The organism is Paracraurococcus lichenis, assembly GCF_030657435.1.
GTDB classification, from domain to species: Bacteria; Pseudomonadota; Alphaproteobacteria; order Acetobacterales; family Acetobacteraceae; genus Paracraurococcus; species Paracraurococcus lichenis.
Genome location: NZ_JAUTWS010000007.1, coordinates 158354 through 180585, shown reverse-complemented (window position 1 = coordinate 180585; position 22232 = coordinate 158354). Strand labels below are relative to the sequence as shown.

Annotated in this window: 18 protein-coding genes and 1 pseudogene; 12 read left to right on the top strand and 7 right to left on the bottom strand. The window is 70.6% G+C overall.

What is annotated here, in order from left to right; all coding sequences use genetic code 11:
- Positions 1-7 precede the first annotated feature (7 nt).
- The 4 genes from Q7A36_RS09730 to Q7A36_RS09715 all read right to left on the bottom strand — a co-directional run bounded on the left by Q7A36_RS09730 (position 8) and on the right by Q7A36_RS09715 (position 6207).
- Entirely contained in the window at positions 8-1147 is a 1140-nt protein-coding gene (locus Q7A36_RS09730; RefSeq protein WP_305103488.1) for an SGNH/GDSL hydrolase family protein, read from the bottom strand.
- 34 nt (positions 1148-1181) lie between these two features.
- Complete coding sequence (locus Q7A36_RS09725; protein WP_305103487.1) at positions 1182-2312, bottom strand: acyltransferase family protein; 1131 nt, start codon at positions 2310-2312, stop codon at positions 1182-1184.
- An 83-nt stretch (positions 2313-2395) separates the two neighbouring features.
- Positions 2396-5905 (bottom strand): transcription-repair coupling factor, encoded by a 3510-nt coding sequence (mfd, locus tag Q7A36_RS09720; RefSeq protein ID WP_305103486.1) that lies wholly within the window; start codon positions 5903-5905, stop codon positions 2396-2398.
- Complete coding sequence (locus Q7A36_RS09715) at positions 5902-6207, bottom strand: succinate dehydrogenase assembly factor 2 (RefSeq protein ID WP_305103485.1); 306 nt, start codon at positions 6205-6207, stop codon at positions 5902-5904. The genes mfd and Q7A36_RS09715 overlap by 4 nt, the downstream gene beginning before the upstream one ends.
- A gap of 84 nt (positions 6208-6291) precedes the next feature.
- On the opposite strand from Q7A36_RS09715, the gene recG reads away from it, so the two are divergent.
- Positions 6292-8400, top strand: coding sequence for an ATP-dependent DNA helicase RecG (recG, locus tag Q7A36_RS09710; RefSeq protein WP_305103484.1), 2109 nt, complete (start codon positions 6292-6294; stop codon positions 8398-8400).
- Between the two features lie 87 nt (positions 8401-8487).
- On the opposite strand, the pseudogene Q7A36_RS41565 reads toward recG, so the two are convergent.
- Positions 8488-8874: pseudogene (locus Q7A36_RS41565) on the bottom strand (DUF29 family protein); the annotation flags it as partial.
- 182 nt (positions 8875-9056) lie between these two features.
- On the opposite strand from Q7A36_RS41565, the gene Q7A36_RS09705 reads away from it, so the two are divergent.
- From Q7A36_RS09705 to Q7A36_RS09655, 11 genes are all read left to right on the top strand, one after another.
- A complete protein-coding gene (locus Q7A36_RS09705; RefSeq protein WP_305103483.1) occupies positions 9057-9806 on the top strand; it encodes an ABC transporter ATP-binding protein in 750 nt (249 codons plus the stop codon).
- The gene (locus Q7A36_RS09700; RefSeq protein WP_305103482.1) at positions 9806-10537 is read left to right on the top strand and encodes an ABC transporter permease; all 732 of its coding nucleotides are present in this window, start codon (positions 9806-9808) and stop codon (positions 10535-10537) included. The genes Q7A36_RS09705 and Q7A36_RS09700 overlap by 1 nt, the downstream gene beginning before the upstream one ends.
- A gap of 3 nt (positions 10538-10540) precedes the next feature.
- Positions 10541-12511 (top strand): GldG family protein, encoded by a 1971-nt coding sequence (locus Q7A36_RS09695; RefSeq protein ID WP_305103481.1) that lies wholly within the window; start codon positions 10541-10543, stop codon positions 12509-12511.
- Between the two features lie 13 nt (positions 12512-12524).
- The gene (locus Q7A36_RS09690) at positions 12525-13559 is read left to right on the top strand and encodes a DUF4340 domain-containing protein (protein WP_305103480.1); all 1035 of its coding nucleotides are present in this window, start codon (positions 12525-12527) and stop codon (positions 13557-13559) included.
- Entirely contained in the window at positions 13556-14002 is a 447-nt protein-coding gene (locus tag Q7A36_RS09685; RefSeq protein WP_305103479.1) for an NUDIX hydrolase, read from the top strand. Before Q7A36_RS09690 ends, Q7A36_RS09685 begins: the two co-directional genes overlap by 4 nt.
- 235 nt (positions 14003-14237) lie before the next feature.
- Positions 14238-15245 carry a Bug family tripartite tricarboxylate transporter substrate binding protein gene (locus Q7A36_RS09680; RefSeq protein ID WP_305103478.1) on the top strand — a complete coding sequence of 336 codons (1008 nt, stop codon included), beginning with the start codon at positions 14238-14240 and terminating at the stop codon, positions 15243-15245.
- Between the two features lie 72 nt (positions 15246-15317).
- Positions 15318-16100 carry a class II aldolase/adducin family protein gene (locus Q7A36_RS09675; RefSeq protein ID WP_305103477.1) on the top strand — a complete coding sequence of 261 codons (783 nt, stop codon included), beginning with the start codon at positions 15318-15320 and terminating at the stop codon, positions 16098-16100.
- Positions 16101-16766: 666 nt separating this feature from the next.
- Positions 16767-17060, top strand: a complete 294-nt coding sequence (locus tag Q7A36_RS09670) for a hypothetical protein (protein WP_305103476.1) — start codon at positions 16767-16769, stop codon at positions 17058-17060.
- Positions 17061-17226: 166 nt separating this feature from the next.
- Complete coding sequence (locus tag Q7A36_RS09665; protein ID WP_305103475.1) at positions 17227-18813, top strand: ABC transporter substrate-binding protein; 1587 nt, start codon at positions 17227-17229, stop codon at positions 18811-18813.
- 60 nt (positions 18814-18873) lie between these two features.
- Complete coding sequence (locus Q7A36_RS09660) at positions 18874-19824, top strand: bifunctional enoyl-CoA hydratase/phosphate acetyltransferase (protein WP_370655645.1); 951 nt, start codon at positions 18874-18876, stop codon at positions 19822-19824.
- A gap of 79 nt (positions 19825-19903) precedes the next feature.
- The gene (locus Q7A36_RS09655; RefSeq protein WP_305103474.1) at positions 19904-20833 is read left to right on the top strand and encodes a 1-phosphofructokinase family hexose kinase; all 930 of its coding nucleotides are present in this window, start codon (positions 19904-19906) and stop codon (positions 20831-20833) included.
- A gap of 36 nt (positions 20834-20869) precedes the next feature.
- Here Q7A36_RS09655 and Q7A36_RS09650 read toward each other — a convergent pair whose 3' ends face one another.
- Both Q7A36_RS09650 and Q7A36_RS09645 read right to left on the bottom strand, forming a co-directional pair.
- Entirely contained in the window at positions 20870-21130 is a 261-nt protein-coding gene (locus Q7A36_RS09650) for a hypothetical protein (protein WP_305103473.1), read from the bottom strand.
- Positions 21131-21725: 595 nt separating this feature from the next.
- A complete protein-coding gene (locus Q7A36_RS09645) occupies positions 21726-22187 on the bottom strand; it encodes a thioesterase family protein (RefSeq protein ID WP_305103472.1) in 462 nt (153 codons plus the stop codon).
- Positions 22188-22232: the final 45 nt, after the last annotated feature.

The window sequence follows — 22232 nt, the reverse complement described above, 5'->3', positions numbered from 1 at the left end:
TATGAAGTTATTTAATTGAGTTTGCACTTAGTATGCTGGCAGAAGCGCTCCGGACGGGCGCTGTCGCTAGCTTTTCCGAAAGCTCAATCGCGTCATGCGATGCAGACGAACTTGGTTCTGAATTCAATTCGCGGCAAGCGACGAATCCTACCAATGCAGCAGATGGAGGAAAGCGTTTTAGCGAGTCATAGACCGCGACAACGGCATCCGCGTTAGTTTTAGGAAGTACATTTATTCTCAGGAAATTTCTATGCGGTTTCACATGGTGTCGGAGCGGCCAAATCCCAAAAACTAGCGAATCCGAATCGCCTCTAAAGTGCTCGCTGGAAATTCCGAGACGGAAATTCGTTTCACCGCTAATGCTTAGTACGCCTTCGCTGTGGGCGAAGTCCATAACGACCGCTGCGAGTTCCCACTGGTCAGACAGGTAAACGTCGTATCCCATTGCCGGACCGAAATCGTGCACAGAGGCACTTACTAGTGACGTGGCACGCATCACCGGATGCGGCAACTCTTTTCCCAGCTCGGAACACGAAAAAAATCGATACTCTCGTCCTGCCAGCAAATGTCTTCTACTGGAGATTTTTTGATCCCATACAGCTTTGATCCGCTCACCAAGAGCTTGAGCTATCCCCTGAGCAACTGCTATATTAACGTGCATATAATCTTGGAATAGATCATTTTGTGTGATTCTACTATCAAAGCTCAGAATCTCTTCAGCGAAATGATAAGCATCAAAAAAAAGTACGCCCGACCGCTCACATATGTCTCGATACACTCTTCGAATCCAACTGGTTGTCAAAGAACCTGCATCGATCGGTAGTATAAGAACAATAGGTGTACTTCCAGCCATAATAACTTGACGAATTGCATCACTGACTGTACTCTGAATTTCCTGTTCAGAGAGAGCGTCCGAGTACAAAAGTGACCCATCGTTGCACGCAAAATCTAGAATGACATAGTCAAAATTAAGTAATTTTTTCTGATTTAGTGCATAGAAAAAAAGATGACTCGAAGAAAATCCAATGGATCTGTTCTCAAAATAGGAAAAATATGGCTGCTTGGCGAGCTCCGCCGCGTAACCATTCCTCATCACACCATTCGATGTTCCGATCAGGCACACGCGGGGCAGTATCTCATTACTCATAGGCAATTTCTCCGCTCTTCTCAACTTCAACCTTTTAGTCGGCAAAGATGACTGGTGGTCGACTGCGCGCTTGAGTCATCCCCACCAGCCACCGCGGCCCCTGCCACGGCCACACCAACACCCGGTAGGCCAGCAGCGACGCCACCGTCGCCCCGGCGGCGATGGCGAGCACCGAAGCCCCCTCCCCCCACCCCAGCGGCAGCACCGCCACCCCCAGCGCCAGCACCGGCACGTGGTGCAGCACATAGACGGGCATGGTCGCCTCCCCCAGCCAGGCCAGCAGCGGGGAGGGCCGCGGCGGGTGCCGCCCGGCAAAGCCGAGCCCCGCGCCGATGCAGCCCCAGGCGCAGAGCCCGACGCCGACCCGCCCGATCAGCCCCGGCCCGGCCAGCACCACCAGCGCCAGCCCCGCCGCCGCCAGCGCCAGCAGCCCCCAGGCCTCCGCCCGCAGCCGCGCCTCCAGCCCCGGCCAGGCCGCCAGCACGCCGCCCATGGCGAAGCAGGCCGCGAAATAGGCCAGGTTCGCCCCGTCCTGCACCAGGTTCGGCAGGAAGGGCCAGTAGCCCCCCGTCCCCGCCACCTGCGCCGCCAGCAGCCCGGCCGGGACATAGGCCATCGCCCGCCCGGGCACCGAGGCCTCCGGCGTCTGCCGCGCCAGCCAGCGCAGCAGCGGCAGCAGGACCAGCGAGATCAGGAAGAGGTAGGCCAGGAACCACAGATGGCTCCAGGTCATCAGGTTCATGCGGGTGAGATAGCGCGGCAGGAATTCGAGGAAGCCGTAGTCCGGCGGCGCCACCAGCCGGAACCCGCCGAGGCGGAGGTCGCGGCCCTGCCGCAGCTCGATCCACTTGATCACCGGCCCGAGCAGCAGGATGCCGGCCAGCAGCGGCACCAGCACCCGCGCCACCCGGTCCCGCACATAGCGCCCCATCGGCCGCCGGCGGAGCGAGGCGACGGCCGACCACCCCGCCAGGGTGAAGAAGATCGCCAGGGTGGCGATCCGCAACCCCTCATAGGCGATGGTCGCGGGCAGCCAGGGCACCGCGCTCTTGACGTGGTAGCGCGGCTCCTCCGCGAAGATCAGCAGCGCATGCGCCAGGATCACGGTGAAGCAGACCAGGACGCGCAGCAGGTCGAGGTCGGTGCGGCGGGCAGCGGCGGACATGCCGCCGGAATGACCTCGCCGCTGCCGCTGCCGCTAGTGCCCGCGCAACACAGCCGGCAGAAATCCGCGCGCGGGTTGGCGGATCAGGCCGCCCTGGCCTGCCCCGCCACCCGCGCCAGCGCCACCAGCAGGTCCTTCGCCACCCGCACCCGCTGCTCCAGCCCCATCTCCCGCAGCAGGGCCAGCTTGTGGTCCGGCCGCAGCTTCACCAGGCCCTTCTGCGCCGCGACCCAGCTCACCAGCCCGGCCGGATTGCGGAAGTGGTTGCGGAAGAAGCTCAGCACCACGCCCTTCGGCCCGGCATCCACCTTCTCCACCCCCGCCTCCCGGCAGAGCGCCTTGATGGCGACCACCTGCAGCAGGTTCTCGACCTCGGCCGGCAGCGGGCCGAAGCGGTCGGCGAGCTCGGCCGCCATGGCCTCGATCTCCGCCTCCGTCCCCAGCGCGCCGATGCGGCGGTAGAGGCCGAGTCGGACCGGCAGGTCGCGCACATAGCCTTCCGGGATCAGCACGGGCAGGCCGAGATTGATGTTGGGCGTCCAGGCGCCGGCATAGTCCAGCTCGGACTTCTTCTTCCCCTGCCCGGCCTTCAGGTCGGCCACCGCCTCCTCCAGCATCTGCTGGTAGAGCTCGATGCCGACCTCGCGGATATGGCCGGACTGCTCGTCGCCCAGCAGGTTGCCGGCGCCGCGGATGTCAAGGTCGTGGGAGGCCAGGGTGAAGCCGGCGCCGAGGTTGTCGAGGGTCTGCATCACCTCCAGCCGCTTCTGCGCCGCGGCCGAGAGGCGGTGGGTGGCGGGCCAGGTCAGGTAGGCATAGCCGCGCTGCTTGCCGCGCCCGACCCGGCCGCGGAGCTGATAGAGCTGCGCCAGGCCGAACATGTCGGCGCGGTGGATGATCAGCGTGTTCACCGCCGGCATGTCGAGGCCCGACTCGACGATGTTCGTCGCCAGCAGGATGTCGTGCTTGCCGTCGCCGAACTCGGTCATGACCTTCTCGAGGTGCGTCGGCGCCATCTGGCCATGCGCCTGCACCACGCGGGCATCCGGCACGATCTCGGCGAGGCGCGCCGAGACCTTCTCCATGTCCTCGAGCCGGGGGACGACGCAGAAGATCTGCCCGCCGCGGAACCGCTCGCGCTGGATCGCCTCCCGCAGCACCACGCCGTCCCAGGGCATGATGAAGGTGCGGACCGCGAGGCGATCGACGGGGGGCGTCGCGATGATGCTCATCTCCCGCACGCCGGTCAGTGCCAACTGCAGGGTGCGCGGGATCGGCGTCGCGGTCAGGGTCAGGACATGGACGTCGGTCTTCAGCGCCTTCAGGCGCTCCTTGTGGGCGACGCCGAAATGCTGCTCCTCGTCGACGATGACGAGGCCGAGATCGGCGAACTCCACGCCCTTGGCCAGCAGGGCATGGGTGCCGACGACGATGTTGATGCGGCCGTCCTTCAGCCCCTCCCGCACCTTGGCCGCGTCCTTGGCGGTGACCATGCGGGAGAGCTGCGCGACCTCGATCGGGAAACCGGCGAAGCGCGCCGTGAAGGTGCGGGTGTGCTGGCGGGCGAGCAGCGTGGTCGGCACCACCACCGCCACCTGCGCGCCGGACATGGCGACGACGAAGGCGGCGCGCAGGGCCACCTCGGTCTTGCCGAAGCCGACATCGCCGCAGACGAGGCGATCCATGGGCCGGCCGGCCGCCAGGTCCTCCAGCACGTCGCCGATGGCGCGCTGCTGGTCCTCGGTCTCGGCGAAGGGGAAGCGGCTGCAGAACTCGTCCCAGGCGCCCTCTGGCGGCGCTGCCAGCGTGCCCTCGCGCGTCGCCCGCTCGGCCGCGATGCGGATGAGCTGCCCGGCCATGTCCTGGATGCGCTGCTTGGCCTTGGCCTTGCGCGACTGCCAGCTCGATCCGCCGAGCTTGTCGAGGGCGACGCCCTGGGTTTCAGACCCAAATCGCGAGAGAACCTCGATGTTCTCGACCGGCAGGAAGAGCTTGTCGCCGCCGTCATAGACCAGCCGCAGGCAGTCATGCGGCGCGCCGCTGACCTGCAGCGTCTCGAGGCCGTCATAACGGCCGATGCCGTGGTCCTGGTGAACGACCAGGTCGCCCTGCTCGATGCCCGTGGCATCGGCGATGAACTGGTCGGCGCGCTTGCGCCGGCGCGGCGGGCGGGCGATGCGCTCGCCCAGCAGGTCCTGCTCCCCGACGACGGAGAGGCCGAAGCCGGTGCCGGTGGCCGTGGCGGGCGCGAGGAAGCCGCGCTCCAGCCCCAGCACCGCGAGGCCGACCACGCCCTTCGGCAGCCTCGCCACCTCGGCAAAGCTCTCCACCGCCTGGGCGGCCACCCGGTTCTCCCGCAGCAGGTTGCCCAGGCGCTCGCGGGAGCCGCGGGTCCAGGCCGCAACGACCGGGCGGCGGCCCTGTTCCAGCATCACCTGGGCGTGCTCGGCGAAGGCCTGGAAGACATTGCCACCGGTGTTGCGCACCTCGGTGAAGAGCCGGCCGGGGCGGCCGCCGGCCTCGACGCCCTCCGCCCCATCCGGCTGGGCGAAGGGGAAGAAGCGCAGCAGCGGCCCGCCCGAGAGCATCCGGTCCCAGGCGGCGCGCGTCAGGTAGAGGGTGCCGGGCGGCGCCGGGCGGTAGGGCACCTCGCCCTCGCTGCTGCGAACCGGCTGGCGGCGGGCCTGGTAGTGGTCCTCGATCATCTCGAGGCGGGCGGCCAGCACCTCGTCGGCCTGGTTGTCCAGGCTGACCGAGGCCCCCAGAGGACCGGTATTCAGATAGTCGAGCAGGGTCTCCATCGCCTCGTGGAACAGCCCCGCCCAGTGCTCCATGCCGGGATGCTTCCGGCCGGCGCTGACCGAGACATAGAGCGGGTCCTCCGTCGCCGCGGCGCCGAAGAGGTCGCGATAGGCCGTGCGGAAGCGGGCAATCGAGTCGGGGTCGAGGAAGACCTCCCCCACCGGCCGCAGCCAGAGTTCCGTCAGCGCCTCGCCGCTCCGCTGCGTCCCCGTGTCGAAGCGGCGCAGGCTCTCGATCTCGTCGCCGAAGAGGTCGAGGCGGACCGGATCCGGCTCGCCCGCCGGGAAGAGGTCGATGATGCCGCCGCGGACGGCGTATTCGCCCGGCTCCATCACCGTGCCGGTGCGGCCATAGCCATTGGCCTCGAGGAAGGCGGTCAGCGCCTCCGGCCTCACCCGCCCCCCCTTCTTCAGGAACAGGGTGGCGCCCGAGAAGGCCTCGCGTGGCGGCACCTTCTGCACCAGGGCATTGACCGTGGTGACGACGATGCGCGGCCGGTCCCCGGGCTCCAGCAGCCGGGTCAGGGTGGCGACGCGTTCGGCCACGATCTCCGGGTTCGGCGAGACGCGGTCATAGGGCAGGCAGTCCCAGGCCGGGAAGCGCAGCACCTCGACCTCGGGCGCGAAGAAGCCCAGCGCCTCCGTCAGCCGGGCGGTGCGGGCATCGTCGCGGCAGACATGCAGGACCGGCCCCTCCGTCTCCGCCCGCCGCCGCGCCAGCAGCAGGGCGTCGAACCCCTCCGGCGCGCCGTGGACGGTGAGCCCCTGGGTCCGCTCCCGCGTCTCGCTCATCGGGGCCGCAGCTCCTCCGGCAGGCCGGCGCCGCTGCCGGCGCATTCCACCGCCATGCGGTCCAGCATCGGCGTGCGGCATTCCGGCGGGATGGGCCGGCGGCCGGAGAGCCAGTCGGCCAGGTCCACGTCGGGGTATTCCAGCACCGCCTCCAGCTCGTCCAGCTCGGCTTCGGTGAAACCGGCGATGTTGCTGGCCACGAAGCGGCCGATCATCAGGTCCGCCTCCTTCGTGCCGCGGTGATGGGCGCGGAAGAGGAGGCGGCGGCGGCGGGGGTCGAGGGTGTCCGTTTCGGTCGGCATGTCGTCATCGGGCAATGTCGCTGGCATATAGGGGGGTGTGGGAATCCTGTCAGCCCGACGCGGCACCAGCGGTGGAAGTTGCGCGTGACCGAGCAGAGCGTGCCTGGGCAGGGCCTGGCCGATCCGCGCCTCGACCCCCTCCTTGCCCCCCTGGAGTCGCTGCCGGGCGTCGGGCCGCTGATCGCCAAGCGCCTGAGGGAGGCGGTGGGCGGAGAGCGGGTGCTCGACCTGCTCTTCCACCTGCCGGAGCGCTATGCCGAGCGCATCCGCATCGAGAGCCCGGTCGAGGCGCCGCTCGAGGCCGAGGTGATCCTGCCGGCCCTCGTGGTCTCGCTGCGGGCCGCCCGCTCGAAGCTCGGCCGCCCCTATGTCGAGGTCCGCACCGAGGCGGCCGGCCGGCGCCTGCTGATCCGCTACATCAACGGCAACCTGGGCTGGCTGCAGAAACTGCTCCCGGAAGGGACGGAGCGGCTCTTCGCCGGCAAGGTGAAGACCGAGGGCGGCATCTGGTCGATGATCAACCCCCTCTCGGCCAGCGGGCCGGAGGGCATCCCGGAACTGGAGCCGATCTGGCCGCTGGTGAAGGACCTGCGGCTGTCCCAGGTGGCCAAGGCCATGGCGGCGGCGCTGGAGCGGCTGCCGGACCTGCCGGAATGGCAGGACGCCGCCCTGCTGCGGCGGGAGGGCTGGCCGCCCTTCGCCGCGGCGCTGCGGGCCGTGCAGCAGCCGGAGCGGGCGCCCGAGCCGCCGGTGCGCGCGCGGCTCGCCTATGACGAGGCGCTGGCCGGGCAGCTTGCGCTCGCCCTGGTCCGCCGGCGGGTCCGGCAGCGCGCCGGGCGGCCTCTGGCCGGCGACGGGCATCTCCGCGCCCAGGCGTTGGCCGCCTTCGGGCATGCGCCGACCCCCTCCCAGGCGCATGCCCTCTCGGAGATCGATGCCGACCTCGCGGCGCCGCACCGGATGCTGCGCCTGCTGCAGGGCGATGTCGGCAGCGGCAAGACGCTGGTCGCGGTGCTCGCCATGCTGCGCGCCGTCGAGGCCGGCGCCCAGGCCGCGCTGATGGCACCCACGGAAATCCTGGCGCGGCAGCATATCCGCACGCTGGACCGGCTCTGCACCCCGGCTGGGGTACGGGTGGAGCTGCTGGCCGGCAGCGTGAAGGGGGCGCAGCGCAAGCGGGTGCTGACCGGCCTCGCTAGCGGTGCCGTGAACATCGTGGTCGGCACCCATGCCCTGTTCCAGGAGGGGGTGCAGTTCCGCGACCTTGGCCTGGCGGTCGTGGACGAGCAGCACCGCTTCGGCGTGGCGCAGCGGCTGATGCTGGCGGAGAAAGGCGATGCCGCCGACATGCTGGTCATGACGGCGACGCCGATCCCCCGCACCCTGCTGCTGACCCAGTGGGGCGAGATGGCGGTCAGCCGCCTGTCGGGCAAGCCGGCCGGGCGGCAGGCCATTAAAACGACGGTCCACAAACAAAAAAAAATAGAAGAAGTAATAAAAGCGGTAGGCCGGGCTATAACCAAAGGAGCAAGAGTTTATTGGGTCTGCCGCAGTATTACTGGAAAAGAAGAAGATGATGATGTTGCGGCATGCGATCGTTATGAAGAACTGCGAAAACGATTTGGAAGCTCCGTTGAAATTGCTCACGGCCAGCAACCTACCGACGTTCGTGAAGCCAGCCTCGGTAAGTTCGCGGCAGGTGAAGCCAACCTGCTAGTTGCGACCACAGTTATCGAAGTCGGTGTTGACGTGCCTCAGGCTACCGTAATGGTAATTGAGCACGCTGACAGGTACGGCTTGGCTCCTCTCCACCAACTTAGAGGCCGTGTGGGACGCGGGACCGAGCCAAGCTACTGCATGTTGCTCTATAATGAGGATGATTTGGGACCAATTTCAAAAGAACGGCTAGAAATACTACGTGACACAGAAGACGGATTTTTGATCGCAGATGCTGATTTTCACATTCGTGGAGGCGGTGACCTTCTGGGCACGCGCCAGTCCGGCGCGCCGGTCTTCCGCCTCGGCCTTTCCGAGGCGGAGGCGCAGGAGGGGCTGATCATCATGGCCAACCGCGACGCCGCCCTTCTGCTGGAGAAGGACCCGCTGCTGCAGGGGCCGCGCGGCCAGGCGGCGCAGGTGCTGCTGCGGTTGTTCGGCCGGGCGGAGGCGATGGCGACGCTGCGGGCGGGTTAGGGAACGAGCGCCCGGAGCCGCGCGATGGCGGCGTCCAGGTCGAATTCCTCGCCGAGGACGTCCTGCAGGGCAAAGGGGCAGGCCGCGGGGCAGCGCGGAACCCTGTTCCTGCAGGGCAGGACCGGCCTCGCGCAGCGCCCGGCGCCAGAGCGCGTCCATGTCCACCCGCTGGTGCATGAAGGCCGTCATGTTGTCCTGCACGTCGCCGTGACAGGTGACGATCTCCGTCCGCCAATGCGCCTCGTCCCGCGAGCCCGGCACGAAGGCGATCTTCAACAGGTGCAGCAGGATCAGCCGGATCGGGCTGGTGGCCGATTTCAGCTCCGTCCGCCCCAAGGCCTCGATCTCCTCGATGACGTTCGGCAGGTCGAGCGCGTTGGGCAGGTCCGGCCGGCCGGCGAGCGCCCGCAGCGCCGCGGCCTGCCGCTCGGTCCATTCCAGGATATCGGTCTCGTAGAGGCTGCTGTCGCCCATGGGGCCCTCCGTCGCGGAATCTGGCCCCGACGTCACGCGGCTGCAACCGCCGCATGAGCCTCCCCTTGCAAAGCCCTGTCAGGCTTGTACATCGGCCGGCCGTCGGCCTGCGATCGTCCCGGGCGACCAAGCCTGGGGCACCACTTGCCGGCGCAGCGAAGGTTGACACGGGGGGACCGGCATTGGCCGCGCTGATCGAGATCGACCACCTGACCAAGCGCTTCGGCGCCTTCACCGCCGTGGACGACGTCAGCTTCACGGTGGACCGGGGCGAGGTGCTGGGCTTCCTCGGGCCGAACGGCGCGGGCAAGTCCACCACCATGCGCATGCTCGCCGGCTTCATGCCGCCGACCACCGGCACCGCCCGCATCTGCGGCGCCGATGTCGTCGCCCGGCCGGTCGCCGCCAAGCGCAACCTCGGCTTCCTGCCGGAGGGCGCGCCGACCTATCCCGAGATGACGGTCACCGGCTTCCTCGCCTTTGCCGCCCGCATCCGCGGCTACCGCGGGTCGGAGCTGGACGATCGCGTCGCCGGGGCGATGCACCTCACGCAACTCGAAGGCGTCCGCCTGCAGCCCATCGAGACATTGTCGAAAGGCTTCAAGCGCCGCGTCGGCCTGGCCCAGGCCCTGCTGCACGACCCGCCGGTGCTGGTCCTCGACGAGCCGACCGACGGCCTCGACCCCAACCAGAAGCATGAGGTCCGCGAACTGATCCGCCGCATGGCGCCGCAGAAGGCGATCGTCATCTCGACCCACATCCTCGAGGAAGTCGGCGCCGTCTGCAGCCGCGCCATCATCATCGCCCGCGGCCGCGTGGTGGTGGACGCCCCGCCCTCCGTGCTGGAGCGCGAGGGCCGCAGCCTCGAGGATGTCTTCCGCAGCCTCACCCTCGGCGAACCCGCGCCCGCCGCAGCGAAGGAGGCCGCCTGATGCGCCCTGCCCTGGCCGTCGCCCGGCGGGAACTGGCCGGCTACTTCGCCACGCCCGTCGCCTATGTCTTCATCGTCATCTTCCTCGTCCTCGCCGGTGCGCTGACCTTCACGCTCGGCAATTTCTTCAACCGTGGGCAGGCGGACCTGCAGCCCTTCTTCTCCTTCGTCCCCTGGCTCTTCCTGTTCCTCGTGCCGGCGCTGACCATGCGGCTCTGGGCAGAGGAGCGCCGACTCGGCACGATCGAGCTTCTGCTCACGCTGCCGCTGGCGCAGTGGCAGGCGGTGCTCGGCAAGTTCCTCGCCGCCTGGGCCTTCTGCGGCATCGCGCTGGCCCTCACCTTCCCGCTCTGGATCACCGTGAACGTGCTGGGCGAGCCCGACAACGGCGTCATCCTGGCGGGCTATGTCGGCTGCCTGCTGGTGGCAGGCGCCTATCTCGCGGTCGGCGCCGCGGCCTCGGCGCTGACCAAGAACCAAGTGGTCGCCTTCGTCCTCGCGGTCGCCATCTGCTTCCTCTTCGCCGCCGCGGGCAGCCCGGTCGTGACGGAGTTCCTCACCCAGCGCCTGCCGGTGCTGGCTGATGTCTCGCGCGCCCTCTCGGTCTCCGACCGCTTCATGGGCTTCACCCGCGGCGTCATCGGCGCCCGCGACCTGGTCTTCTTCGCCTCCTTCATCGGCTTCTTCCTGTTCGTGAACGCGGTGGTGCTCGACCACCGGAAGGCTGACTGAGCGATGAGCGCGACGACCTCTTCCGCCGCCCGTCCCGGCACCGCGCGCCCGGGGGCGCGGCGCCTCTGGTCCTCGGCCATCGGCCTGCTGCTCGCGACCGTGCTGGCCGTCGGCGTGAACATGCTGGCCGACCGGCTGCTGCCGCGCGCCCGCCTCGACCTGACCGCGCAGCATCTCTACACGCTGTCGGACGGCACGCGGCAGGCGCTGGCCGGCCTCAAGGACCCGATCACGCTGCGGCTCTTCTACTCCCGCCGCCTCGGCGCCGCGGTGCCGGTCTACGGCGCCTATGCCGACCGTATCCGGGAGATGCTGGGCGAATACGTCTCTCTCTCCGGCGGCAAGGTGAAGCTCGAGGTCTACGACCCCGAACCCTTCTCCGAGCTCGAGGACCGCGCCATGGCGCTCGGCCTCCAGGGCGTGCCGGTCGACCAGTCCGGGGAGCAGGTCTATTTCGGCCTCGCCGGCAGCAACTTGGTGGACGACGAGCGCTCCATCGGCTTCTTCCAGCCGGACCGCGAGCGGTTCCTGGAATACGACCTGACGCGGCTGGTCTACGAGCTCTCCAACCCGCAGCGGCCGGTCCTCGGCGTCATGTCGCCCCTGCCGCTGAACGGCGATCCGCGGGCGATGATGATGCGCAACCCGGCGCTCGGCCAGCCGGCGGTCGTCATGACCCAGCTCCGGCAGTTCTTCACCGTCAAGGACATCCCGCTCGACGCCCAGGTGATCGAGCCCGACGTGCAGGTGCTGGTCGTCGCGCATCCGCAGGGCCTCGGCGAGGCCGCGCAATACGCCATCGACCAGTTCGTCATGCGCGGCGGCAAGCTCTTCGTGCTGGTCGACCCGCACAGCGAGAGCCAGGCGAGCCGGCCGGGCCCGACCGGCCAGCCGCCGGCCAATACCGCCTCCTCGCTCGACCGGCTGCTGAATGCCTGGGGCGTCGAGGCGCCGTCGGAGAAGGTGGTTCTCGATCTGCGCGGCGCCTGGCGGGTGCGGGCGAACCCGGGCGACCGGGTGCAGGCGGTGGACTACGTCGCCTGGTACAACCTGCAGGGCGACAGCCTGAACCGCGACGAGGTCTCGCTGGCGCAGCTCGACCAGGTGACGGTCGCCTCGGCCGGCGAGCTGCGCAAGAAGGACGGCGCGACGATCGACTTCGTGCCGCTGCTGACGACCTCGCCCGAGAGCATGGTGGTCGATGCCGCGCGGGTGCGGCAGGAGCCGAACCCGGTCCGCCTCCTCGCCGATTTCCGCAGCGGCAATGCGCGCCACGTCATCGCGGCGCGCCTCCGCGGCGAGCTCGCCTCCGCCTTTCCGGACGGCCCGCCCGCGCCGGCCGAGGGCCAGCAGCGGCCGGAGGGATTCCCCGCCCATCTCGCCCGCAGCCAGGGCGTGGCCAATGTCGTCGTCGCCAATGACAGCGACATCCTGGAGGACCGCTTCTGGGTCCGGGTACAGGACTTCTTCGGCCAGCAGGTGGCGACGCCCTTCAGCGGCAACGGCTCGCTGGTGGTGAACCTGGTCGATACGCTGGCCGGGTCGGATGCGCTGATCTCGCTGCGCTCCCGCGGCGAGAGCCTGCGCCCCTTCAACCTGGTCGAGGACATCCGCCGCAATGCCGATGCCGAGTACCGCCAGACCGAGCGGCAGTTGCAGCAGAAGCTGGAGGAGACGGAGAAGCGGCTGCGCGAGCTTCGCCAGGGGACGCCCGCGGCGCCGGGCGCCGAGCGCAACCAGAACCAGGCCGTCATCACGCCGGAGCAGCGCGCCGAGATCGACCGGGCGCGGGAGGAGATCATCGCCACCCGCCGGCAGCTCCGCGCCGTGCAGCTCGACCTGCGGCGGGACATCGAGGGGCTGGAGACGGTGCTGCGCATCGTCAACATCGCCCTGGTGCCGGCGCTGCTGACCGCCTTTGCCATCGGCCTCGCAGTGGTGCGGCAGCGCCGCCGCGCCGCGGCACGGGCCTGAGGGGAGGCGCGTCATGAACCGCCGGACCCTGGTGATCCTGGGCGGCGCGGCCGCCGCCTCGGTCGCCGCCGCCCTGCTGCTGACGCCGCGGACGGTCGAGAAGCAGGCGATGACGGAAGGCGGCCTCGCCTTCCCCGGCCTCGCCGCGAAGCTGCAGGACGCCCAGCGGATCGAGGTGACGAAGCCCGACGCCAGCCTGGTGCTGCAGCGCAGGGGCGAGACCTGGGTGCTGCCGGACAAGGGCGGCTATCCCGTGCGCGCCGGGAAGGTGCGGGAGATGCTGGTCGGCCTGACCGAGCTTCGCCTGGTGGAGGCCCGCACCGCCGACCCCGGGCAGCATGAACGCCTCGGCGTGGACGACCCGAAGCGGCCCGGCAGCACGGCGCTGCTGCTGCGCGTGCTGGACGGCGCCGGCGCGCCGATCGCGGAACTGGTGCTCGGCCGCCGGCGCGTGCGCACCCAGGGCGAGGTGCCGGAGAGCATCTATGTCCGCCGCCCCGCCGAGGCGCAGGCCTGGCTGGCGGAAGGACGGCTCGCGGTCGATGCCGACCCGCAGCTCTGGCTCGACCGCGACATCGCCAACCTGCCGCAGGACCGCGTGCAGCGCGTGGAGGTGCAGCGGACCGGCGAGCCGGAGCTGGTGCTGGCGCGGCCCGAGCCCGGGGCGAAGCTGCGCATCGAGGTGCCGGCGGACGGGCCCGAGCCCGACGAGACCTCGGTGGACGAGGTGGCGCGGGCCTTCGAGTACCTGACCTTCCTCGACGTGAAGCCGGCCGACCAGGTGCCCGGCGAGGCGGTGGGCGAGACGCGCGTCGCGCTCACCGACGACCTCCGCATCACGGTCTGGCCGAATGTCGCGGCGGGCGACGTCTGGATCCGCCTGCGGGCCGAGGGCGCGGGGGAAGAGGCGGCGCGGCTGAACGCGCGGTGGCAGGGCTGGGCCTATCAGGTCGGCGTCTGGAAGCTGAAGGCCTTCGCGCCGCGGGCCGAGGACCTGAAGCCACACGAGGTGACGCCGCCCGGTGCCGCCGCGCCGCCGAAGCCATGAGCCGGGAGTATCCGGACCGCCCCTGGGTCGGCATCGGCGTGGTCGCCTTCGACGGCGCCCCGGGCGAGGAACGCGTGCTGCTGGTCCGCCGCGGCAAGCCGCCGCGGGAGGGCATGTGGTCGCTCCCGGGCGGCGCGCAGCATGTCGGCGAGCGGGCCGAGGCGGCGGCGCGGCGCGAATTATTCGAGGAAACGGGGATCGAGGTCGGCGGGCTCGAACTGGCCGCAGTCTTCGACTCGATCAGCCATGACGAGGCCGGCGCAGTGCGCTGGCACTACACCATCATCGACTATTGCGGCCGCTGGACCGCGGGCGAGGCACGGCCGGGCGACGACGTGGCGGCGGTGGCCTGGGCGTTGCCGGAGGAACTGCCGACTTACGACCTGACGCCGGACGCGCTGCGGGTCATCGCGGAGTCGCGCGAACGGCTGAAGCGGGCCTGACGCCCCGCGATCCGGGGCGTCAGGCGACCCCAGGCCGAGGCCGTGTTTCCGGAGCGACGTCAAGGATCTGCCGAGGGTGGACCGCGCGCGGCGCGGCTGAGCGCTGGGCGTCGCTCCGGGACCATGGAAGCCATGCCGGGCACCGTCCCGGGATCGCCGGCATCGTCATGGCGGCAGGCAGGACGCCCATGCCGGCCTATGCTCATTCCCCTCATCCATGACCGGGAAGCCGCGCATGCCGGGACGCCGTTCCATCCTGCTCGGGGCCGCGGGGCTGCTGGCCGCGCCCGCCAACGTTACCGCTCCCTGGGCCCAGCCCCTCGCCGGCGGGCGGCCGATCCGCCTGATCGTCCCCTTCACGCCCGGCGGCGCGGTGGACATCCTCGGCCGGCTGCTGGCCGAGGCGCTGCCGGCGGCGCTCGGCCAGCCCGTGGTGGTGGAGAACCGCGGCGGCGCCGGCGGCAATATCGGCGCGGATGCCGTGGCGAAGGCCGTGCCGGACGGCAGCACCCTCGGCGTGATCGGCGTCACCACCCTCTGCGCCGCGCCCTTCCTCTACCGCAGCATGGCCTTCGACCCGCAGAAGGACCTCGCGCCGGTCGGCCAGGTCGTGACCGGCGCCGTGCTCTGCGTGGTGAACGCGCAGACGGCGGCGAAGCGCGGCTGGACGGATTTCCCGGCCCTGATCGCCTGGTCGAGGGCGCATCCGGAGGAGGTGCGCATGGGCTCCTCCGGCACCGGCACCACCAGCCACCTGACGATCGAGGCGGTGAACCGCGCGACCGGCGCGCGCATCACCCACATCCCCTATCGCGGCGGCGGGCCGGCCATCAACGACCTGCTGGCCGGCACCATCGACATGATGTTCGACGTCATGCCCGCGCTGATGCCGCATGTGGAGAGCGGGGCCTTCCGTGCCCTCGCGGTCAGCAGCGCGCAGCGGCTGCCGATCCTGCCGGAGGTGCCGGGGATGAGCGAGTTCGCCGCGCTCGGCCTCGGCGACCTCGACATCCAGAGCTGGAACGCGGTCATGGCCCCGGGCGGGACGCCCGGGCCGGTCGCGGCCAGGCTGCACGCGGCGCTGGGCCAGGTGGCGGCCGATCCCGCCTTCGTCGAGCGGCTGCGGCCGCTGGGCTACACGGTGGCGACCAGCGAGAGCCCAGCGGCCCTGGCAACCAGGATCCGGGCCGAGACGCCGCGCTGGCGGCGGCTGGTGGAGGTCTCCGGCGCCCGGCTGGACTGATGGCGGGATCTTGCCGCGACGGGCCTTGCGGCTGCTAGCATCGGGGCGGCCCAGCAGAAGGGAACGTCCATCATGCCGCTCGAGACCCATGCCGCCGCCGATCTGTCGCTGTCCGACCAGCGGCGGCAGGCCCGCATCGACCTCGCCGCCGCGCATCGCCTGGCTGTCAGGCACGGCTTCAACGAGGGGATCTTCAACCACTTCACCCTGCGCGTCCCCGGCACCGACGACCGCTACTACCAGATCCCCTTCGGCCTGCACTGGTCGGAGGTCACCGCCTCCTGCTTCATGGAGGTGGGCTATGACGGCACGCTCCTGGCCGGCGAGGGGCATGTCGAGCGCAGCGCCTACTGCATCCACGCGCCGATGCACCGGCTGCTGCCGAACGCGGCCGCGGTGTTCCACACCCACATGCCCTATGCCAGCGCCCTTGCGCGCCTCGAGGACCCGCAGATCCTGCCGATCGGCCAGACCGAGCTCGGCACCTCCATGCGCACCGCCTATGACGACATCTACACGGGTCCCGCCTTCGACCCGGCGGAGGGCGAGCGGCTGGCACGCGTGACCGGCGACAAGACCGTGCTGATGATGGCGAACCACGGCATCGCCACGGTCGGGAAGACGGTCGCGGAGGCCTATGACCGCCTCTACTACGCCGAGCGCGTGGCGCAGGTGCAGCTCTATGCCATGTGGACCAACCGGCCCCTGAAGATGCTGCCGAAGGAGGTGGTGGACCACACCATCGCCACCTATCGCGGCACGGCGCCGACCTATGGCGGCCGGTCCAATGCCGAGTGGCATTTCGACGCGCTGAAGCGGATCCTCGACCGCAAGGAGCCCGACTACCGGGACTGAGCCCCCCGGGCGCCGCGGCGCCCCGGCCGGTGCCCCCACTCCGCGGGCGGCGCCGGACGGGGTGACTGCGCCTGCATCCCGGGCAGTGTTGCACTCCGATCACAGCGGCCATGCCGGCCGGCGCGCCTCGCCTGCGCCATCGGGAGCCTGCGAGGCGGCGGTGCCGGCGGGACGGGCCTGTTTTGCGATGCCTGCCGATCCGTCATCCGACGGCAACCTGACGTATCCGGAACGTCCGTCGAAAAGCCTTCCTGGTCAATAGACTGTACAGGAATTCCCGCGACTGCCCCCAGGCTTGCCCCAAGCGCTGTGGGTAACGCGCACAGGCCCCGGTCGCCGGCCCAGCGCCGCCGCCGTCGATTTTTCCCGGCGGCCCTGCCGCCCCAGCGGCGCGGCGCCAGCTTTCATCGGCATTTCCGCGGCTCCGCCATGGCTTTGGCGCCCGGCGATCGTGTCCTGCCGGCCACAGTCCATCCCTGCTGCGGCGTCGGTCCGAGGCGGCGGAGAACGCCTCGGCAACCCGGGCCCGGAACAAGGGCTTGCGGGGCGATCCTCACAGCCTGTCCCCAGGCTTGTCCCGAGACCTGGGGAAAACCCTCGGACGGCCGCACTGCGGCACCGGGGACTTGCGTGCCGGGCCATGCCGCGCTCACAGAGCGGCATCCCATGCCCCGCCGCCGGCCCTCCCCACCGCCCCTCACCCTGCTGCCGCCAGAGGGCGCCCAGCCCGCCCGCGCGGCCACCCTGCCCCTCGGCGGCACGCGCGGCGTGCGCCTCGTGCTCGAGGCCGGCGACGCCGCCGCGGTCGAGGCGGCGGCCGCCGCGCTCAAGGCGCGCTTCGGGGCACGCTTCGCGGTCACGGGCCGCCGCCGCGGCAAGGCCGGGCTGCGGCTGACCGGCAGCCTGCAGGTCAGCGCCGACGAGGCGCTGGATGCCGGGGCGCAGGAGAGCGACGCGTAAGCCTCGCGGCAGGGCTCTGCCGGTTTCTCGACCCACGCCGCCGCGCAATGATGATTCGCCGGGCAGTTCCGGTCTGCGGGCCCAGGGCGCATCCGATCCGGCGGCTTGACCCGCTGGCGCAGCGACCCGCAGCATCGGCGCTCCACCTTGCCGGAAGGGATGGGCCATGCGCCGACGCAGTCTCCTCGCGTCCCTGGGGGCCACGATGGCCGCGCCGCGCCTCGCCGCGGCGCAGGGGGCGGCCGGGCGGCGCGTCCTGCGCTTCGTGCCGCAGGCCGACCTGGCGCTGCTCGACCCCATCCACTCCGTCGCCTTCGTCACGCGCAACCACGCGCTGATGGTCTACGACACGCTCTACGGCTGGGATGCCGCGCTGAAGCCGCGGCCGCAGATGGCGGACGGCATGCCGCTGGTGGAGGACGAGGGGAAGCGCGCCACCATCACCCTGCGCGAGGGGCTGAAATTCCATGATGGCGAGCCGGTGCGCGCGCGGGACTGCGTCGCCAGCATCCGGCGCTGGGCGACGCGCGACGCCTTCGGCCAGGCGCTCTGGGCCGCGACGGAGGACCTCTCCGCCGCCGACGACCGCCGCATCGTCTTCCGGCTGAAGAAGCCCTTCCCGCTGCTGCCGGACGCGCTGGCCAAGGTCGGCACGCATCTCTGCGCCATCATGCCGGAGCGGCATGCGAGCCTGCCCTCCTCCCAGCCCGTGCCGGAGATCATCGGCAGCGGCCCCTTCCGCTATGTGGCGAATGAGCGCGTGCCGGGCAGCCGCAACGTCTATGAGCGCAACCCCGACTACCGCCCGCGGGAGGAGGCGCCGAGCTACCTCGCCGGCGGCAAGGCGGTGCATTTCGACCGGGTGGAATGGCTGACCATCCCGGACGGCGCGACCGCCAGCGCGGCGCTGCAGCGCGGCGAGGTGGACTGGTGGGAACTGCCCGCGATCGACCTGGTGCGTCCGCTGCAGCGGACGCGCGGGATCAAGGTGGACATCCTCGATCCCAACGGCTCCATCGGCTTCCTGCGCTTCAACTGCCTGCACCCTCCCTTCGACAACCCGGTCATCCGCCGGGCCATCCTGCGCGGGACCAGCCAGGTGGATGCGATGACGGCGGCCGCGGGCGACGACCGCAAGTACTGGCACGTGCCCTACGGCTTCTTCGCCCCGGGCTCGGTGATGGCGAGCGAGGAGGGGCTGGATGCCTTCCGCACCCCGCTCGACAGCGCGGCGACGCAGCGGGCGCTGGCCGAGGCGGGCTACAAGGGCGAGCGGGTGAACCTCCTGGCCGCGACGGACTTCCCGGTCATCAACGCCATGAGCGAGGTCTGCGGCGACATGCTGCGCCGCGCCGGCGTGAACCTCGACTATGTCGCCACCGACTGGGGCACGGTGACGCAGCGCATCCTGAAGCAGGACCCGCCGGCCCAGGGCGGCTGGAACATGATGGTGAGCTGGACCGCCGGCAGCGCGCAGGTGAACCCGGCGGCGAACAACCTGATCCGCGGCCATGGCCGCGGCGCCATCTTCGGCTGGCCGACCATCCCGAAGCTGGAGGAGTTGCGCAACGCCTGGTTCGACGCGGCGGATGAGGCGGCGCAGGCCCGGATCGGGCGGGAGATGCAGCGGGTGGCCTTCGAGGAGGTACCCTATGTCCCGCTCGGGCAGTTCTTCTCGCCGACGGCGCTGCGCTCGGACCTCGAGGGCATGCTGCAGGGCGTGGCGCTGTTCTACGGCATCCGCCGGGCCTGACGCCGAAGGGCGGGACGGCGGCCCTGGCGCGCCGGCCCCGTCCCGCGCTACCCATGGCGCATGCATGATGCAGCGCAAGAGGACGCGGCGGACAAGCTGGACCGGCTCGTCCGCCATGCCGCCACCGGCCCCGCCCTGCCCTGCGCGGTGGTGCATCCGGTGGATGCCGCCGCGCTCGAGGGCGCCATGGAGGCGGCGGCGCATGGGCTGATCCGGCCCATCCTGGTCGGCCCCGCCGCCCGCATCCGCGCCGCGGCGGAGCAGGCCGGCATCGACCTCTCGGCCGCCACGATCGAGGACGTGCCGCACAGCCATGCCGCCGCCGAGCGCGCCGTCGCCCTGGTGCGGGAGGGCCGCGCCGGCGCCCTGCTGAAGGGCAGCCTGCACACCGACGAGCTGATGGCGGCCGTGGTGGCGCGCGAGGCCGGGCTGCGCACCGAGCGCCGCATCAGCCACTGCTTCATCCTCGACGTACCGCGCTACCACAAGCCGCTGGTCGTCACCGATGCCGCCATAAACATCGAGCCGGACCTCGAGACCAAGGCCGATATCGCGCGCAACGCCATCGACCTCTGCCACGCGCTCGGCATCGCCCGGCCGAAGCTCGCGGTGCTGGCGGCGGTCGAGGTGGTGACGCCGAAGCAGCCGGCGACCGTCGATGCCGCCGCGCTGTCGAAGATGGCCGATCGCGGCCAGATCGAGGGTGGGATCGTCGACGGGCCGCTCGCCTTCGACAATGCCATCAGCCTGGAGGCGGCGCGGTCCAAGCACCTGGAGAGCCCGGTCGCCGGCGACCCGGACATCCTGCTGGTGCCGGACCTGACCGCGGGCAACATGCTGGCGAAGCAGTTGCAGTACCTGGCCGGGGCCGAGAGCGCCGGCATCGTGGTCGGCGCGCGCGTGCCGATCGCGCTGACCAGCCGGGCGGAGGGGCCACGGGCGCGCCTCGCCTCCTGCGCCGTCATGCGCCTCGCGGTCGGGATGCGGGTGACGAAGCACGGCGACGATTGAGCTTGCCTGCGGCGCCAGAGGCACCCGCCGCCCCTTTTCCATTGTGCGCCGCGAAGCCGCGCCGCTAGCTTCGCCACGCATGGCCCCCCGGATCGTCACGCTCACGCTCAATCCCACCGTGGACATCGCGGCCGAGGCCGACCAGGTCCGCGCCACCCGCAAGACCCGCACGCGGAACGAGCACTTCGATCCGGGCGGCGGCGGGGTCAATGTCTCCCGCGTGCTGCACACGCTCGGCGGCGACACGCTGGCGGTGATCCTGGCCGGCGGGCTTGCCGGCGCGCTGCTCGAGGAATTGATGGATGCCCAGGGCGTGCCGCGGCACAGCATCCCGATCGCCGGCCGCACCCGCATGAGCCTGACGGTCGACGACCTCTCCACCAAGAACGAGTTCCGCTTCGTCCCCGAGGGCCCGCTGGTCGCCGAGGCCGAGTGGCGCGAGGCGCTGCGGGTGGTCGAGGCCGAGCGCGCGGACTGGGTGATCGCCAGCGGCAGCCTGCCGCGCGGCGTGCCGGACGATGTCTACGCGCTCGCCGCCGACCAGGCGGCGCGGCAGGGGCGGCGCTTCGTGCTGGACACCTCCGGCCCGCCCTTGCAGGCCGCGCTCGGCCACCGGCTCGCGCTGATCAAGCCGAGCCGCGGCGAGTTCGAGACCATGCTCGGCCGCCGCCTCGGCACGCCGCGGGCGCTGAATGAGGCGGCGCTGGAGGTGGTGCGCAGCGGCGCCGCGGAACTGGTCGCCGTCTCGCTGGGCCAGGAAGGCGCGTTGCTGGCCGAGCCGGAGGGCATCCTGCGGCTGCGCGCGCTCGACGTGCCGGTGCATGGCGCGGTCGGCGCCGGCGACAGCTTCCTCGCCGCCATGGTGCTGAAGCTGGCCGAGGGCGAGAGCCCGCGCGAGGCCTTCGCCTGGGGCATGGCCTGCGGCGCGGCCGCGGTCATGCGCGAGGGCACGGCGCATCCGCGCAGGGAGGATGTCGAGGCGCTGCGGCGGCAGATCGGCGAGGTCTGAGCGGGCGTCTCCGAGCGACGGCCGCAGGGGGCCGGCTCAGGCCACGCCGCCGCCCTGGGTGTCGCCGGCTTCCACGCGCTCCGGCTCGAAGGGACCCTCACGCGCCGTCGCGCCGCACCGCACGCAGATCACGGCAGGATCCGGCCGGTGGTCGCCCGGCCGGCGCGCGAAGCCGCGCGTCAGGCCAAGCAGTTCCCGACCCTGGCCACGCAACGCGTCGCGCCGCCAGAAGCCGGTGCCCGTGGCGCCACAATCCGGGCAGGTGATCCGGGCGCAGATGTCGAGGTCGCAGGTCATTCTGTCCAGGACGGCCTCATTGGGGGGGACCGGCCGCCCGGATCGGACTCTGGGCGGCGGAGCCAGGCATTTCAAACCGAAGCACGCGCTCTCACGCGACTGCGAACTGTGTTACAGATACGATCCGGCATGATCACAACATCGGTCACCGTCGGGCCGGCGGGAGGCTCGGCGACTGCGACCGGGGGACACCGCAGCAATCTCCGCCGCAAGGCACTGATGCTCACCATGGCCTGCCCGGCTCCGCCGTCGCTGCGCGGCCGCAACCCCGCCGCCGGCAAATAGCCAGTGGTATCGTGACCAGGGTATTGACCGGCCGGCGCGGCGGGGTGGCGAGGCGCGAGTTTCAGCGCCGGCCGGAGCATCGGGCGTGAGGCGCCGGACTGCGCCCGGAATGCCGGATGGGCCGGACCCGGCACTGGCCTGGCCGACCCGCCGGGCCCTTCGCGGCGGTGCCGCGAGCCCGGGGTCACCGCCCCCTCATACCGGCCAGCATAAATGCTGACCGGTATGGCTTTATGATTGGCGCGCAGCCGCCACACCAACCCTGCGCGCGATACCGGCCTGCAGAAGTCACAACTTCTGCAGGCCGGTGTCAGTCCCGCCGCTTCAGCGCCAGCCGCTTCGCCGGCCGCCCGGTGGCGCGGGCGGCAAAGCGTGCCAGCACATCCTCCGGCCAGGTGGTGACGCGCCGGACGCCGAGATCGACGCAGAGATAGAGAACCTCGTTCTCGGCGGCGAGCCAGCCCTCGGTCGCGTGGTGCATGCGGTGCACCGCGAGCAGCCGCTTGCCGTCATAGGCCAGCACCTCGTTGGTGCAGGCCAGCGGCATGCCCTCCGTCACCTCCCGCACATAGTTCACCCAGGCCTCGGCGGCGAAGGTGCCAAGGTTGCGGGCACGGAAGGGCGCGCCCAGGCCAAGCTCGGGCCAGAGCTGGTCGGTCGCGATGTCGAACACGACCATATAGAAGCCCATGTTCATGTGGCCGTTGTTGTCCACCCAATCGGGGCGGACCACCGCCAGTGGCGGCGGCAGGGCCGTGCTCTCCTCCGTCATGCTCCCCCTTGCTCAACCGCAGGCCGGACGGGCCGGCCAGCCCGG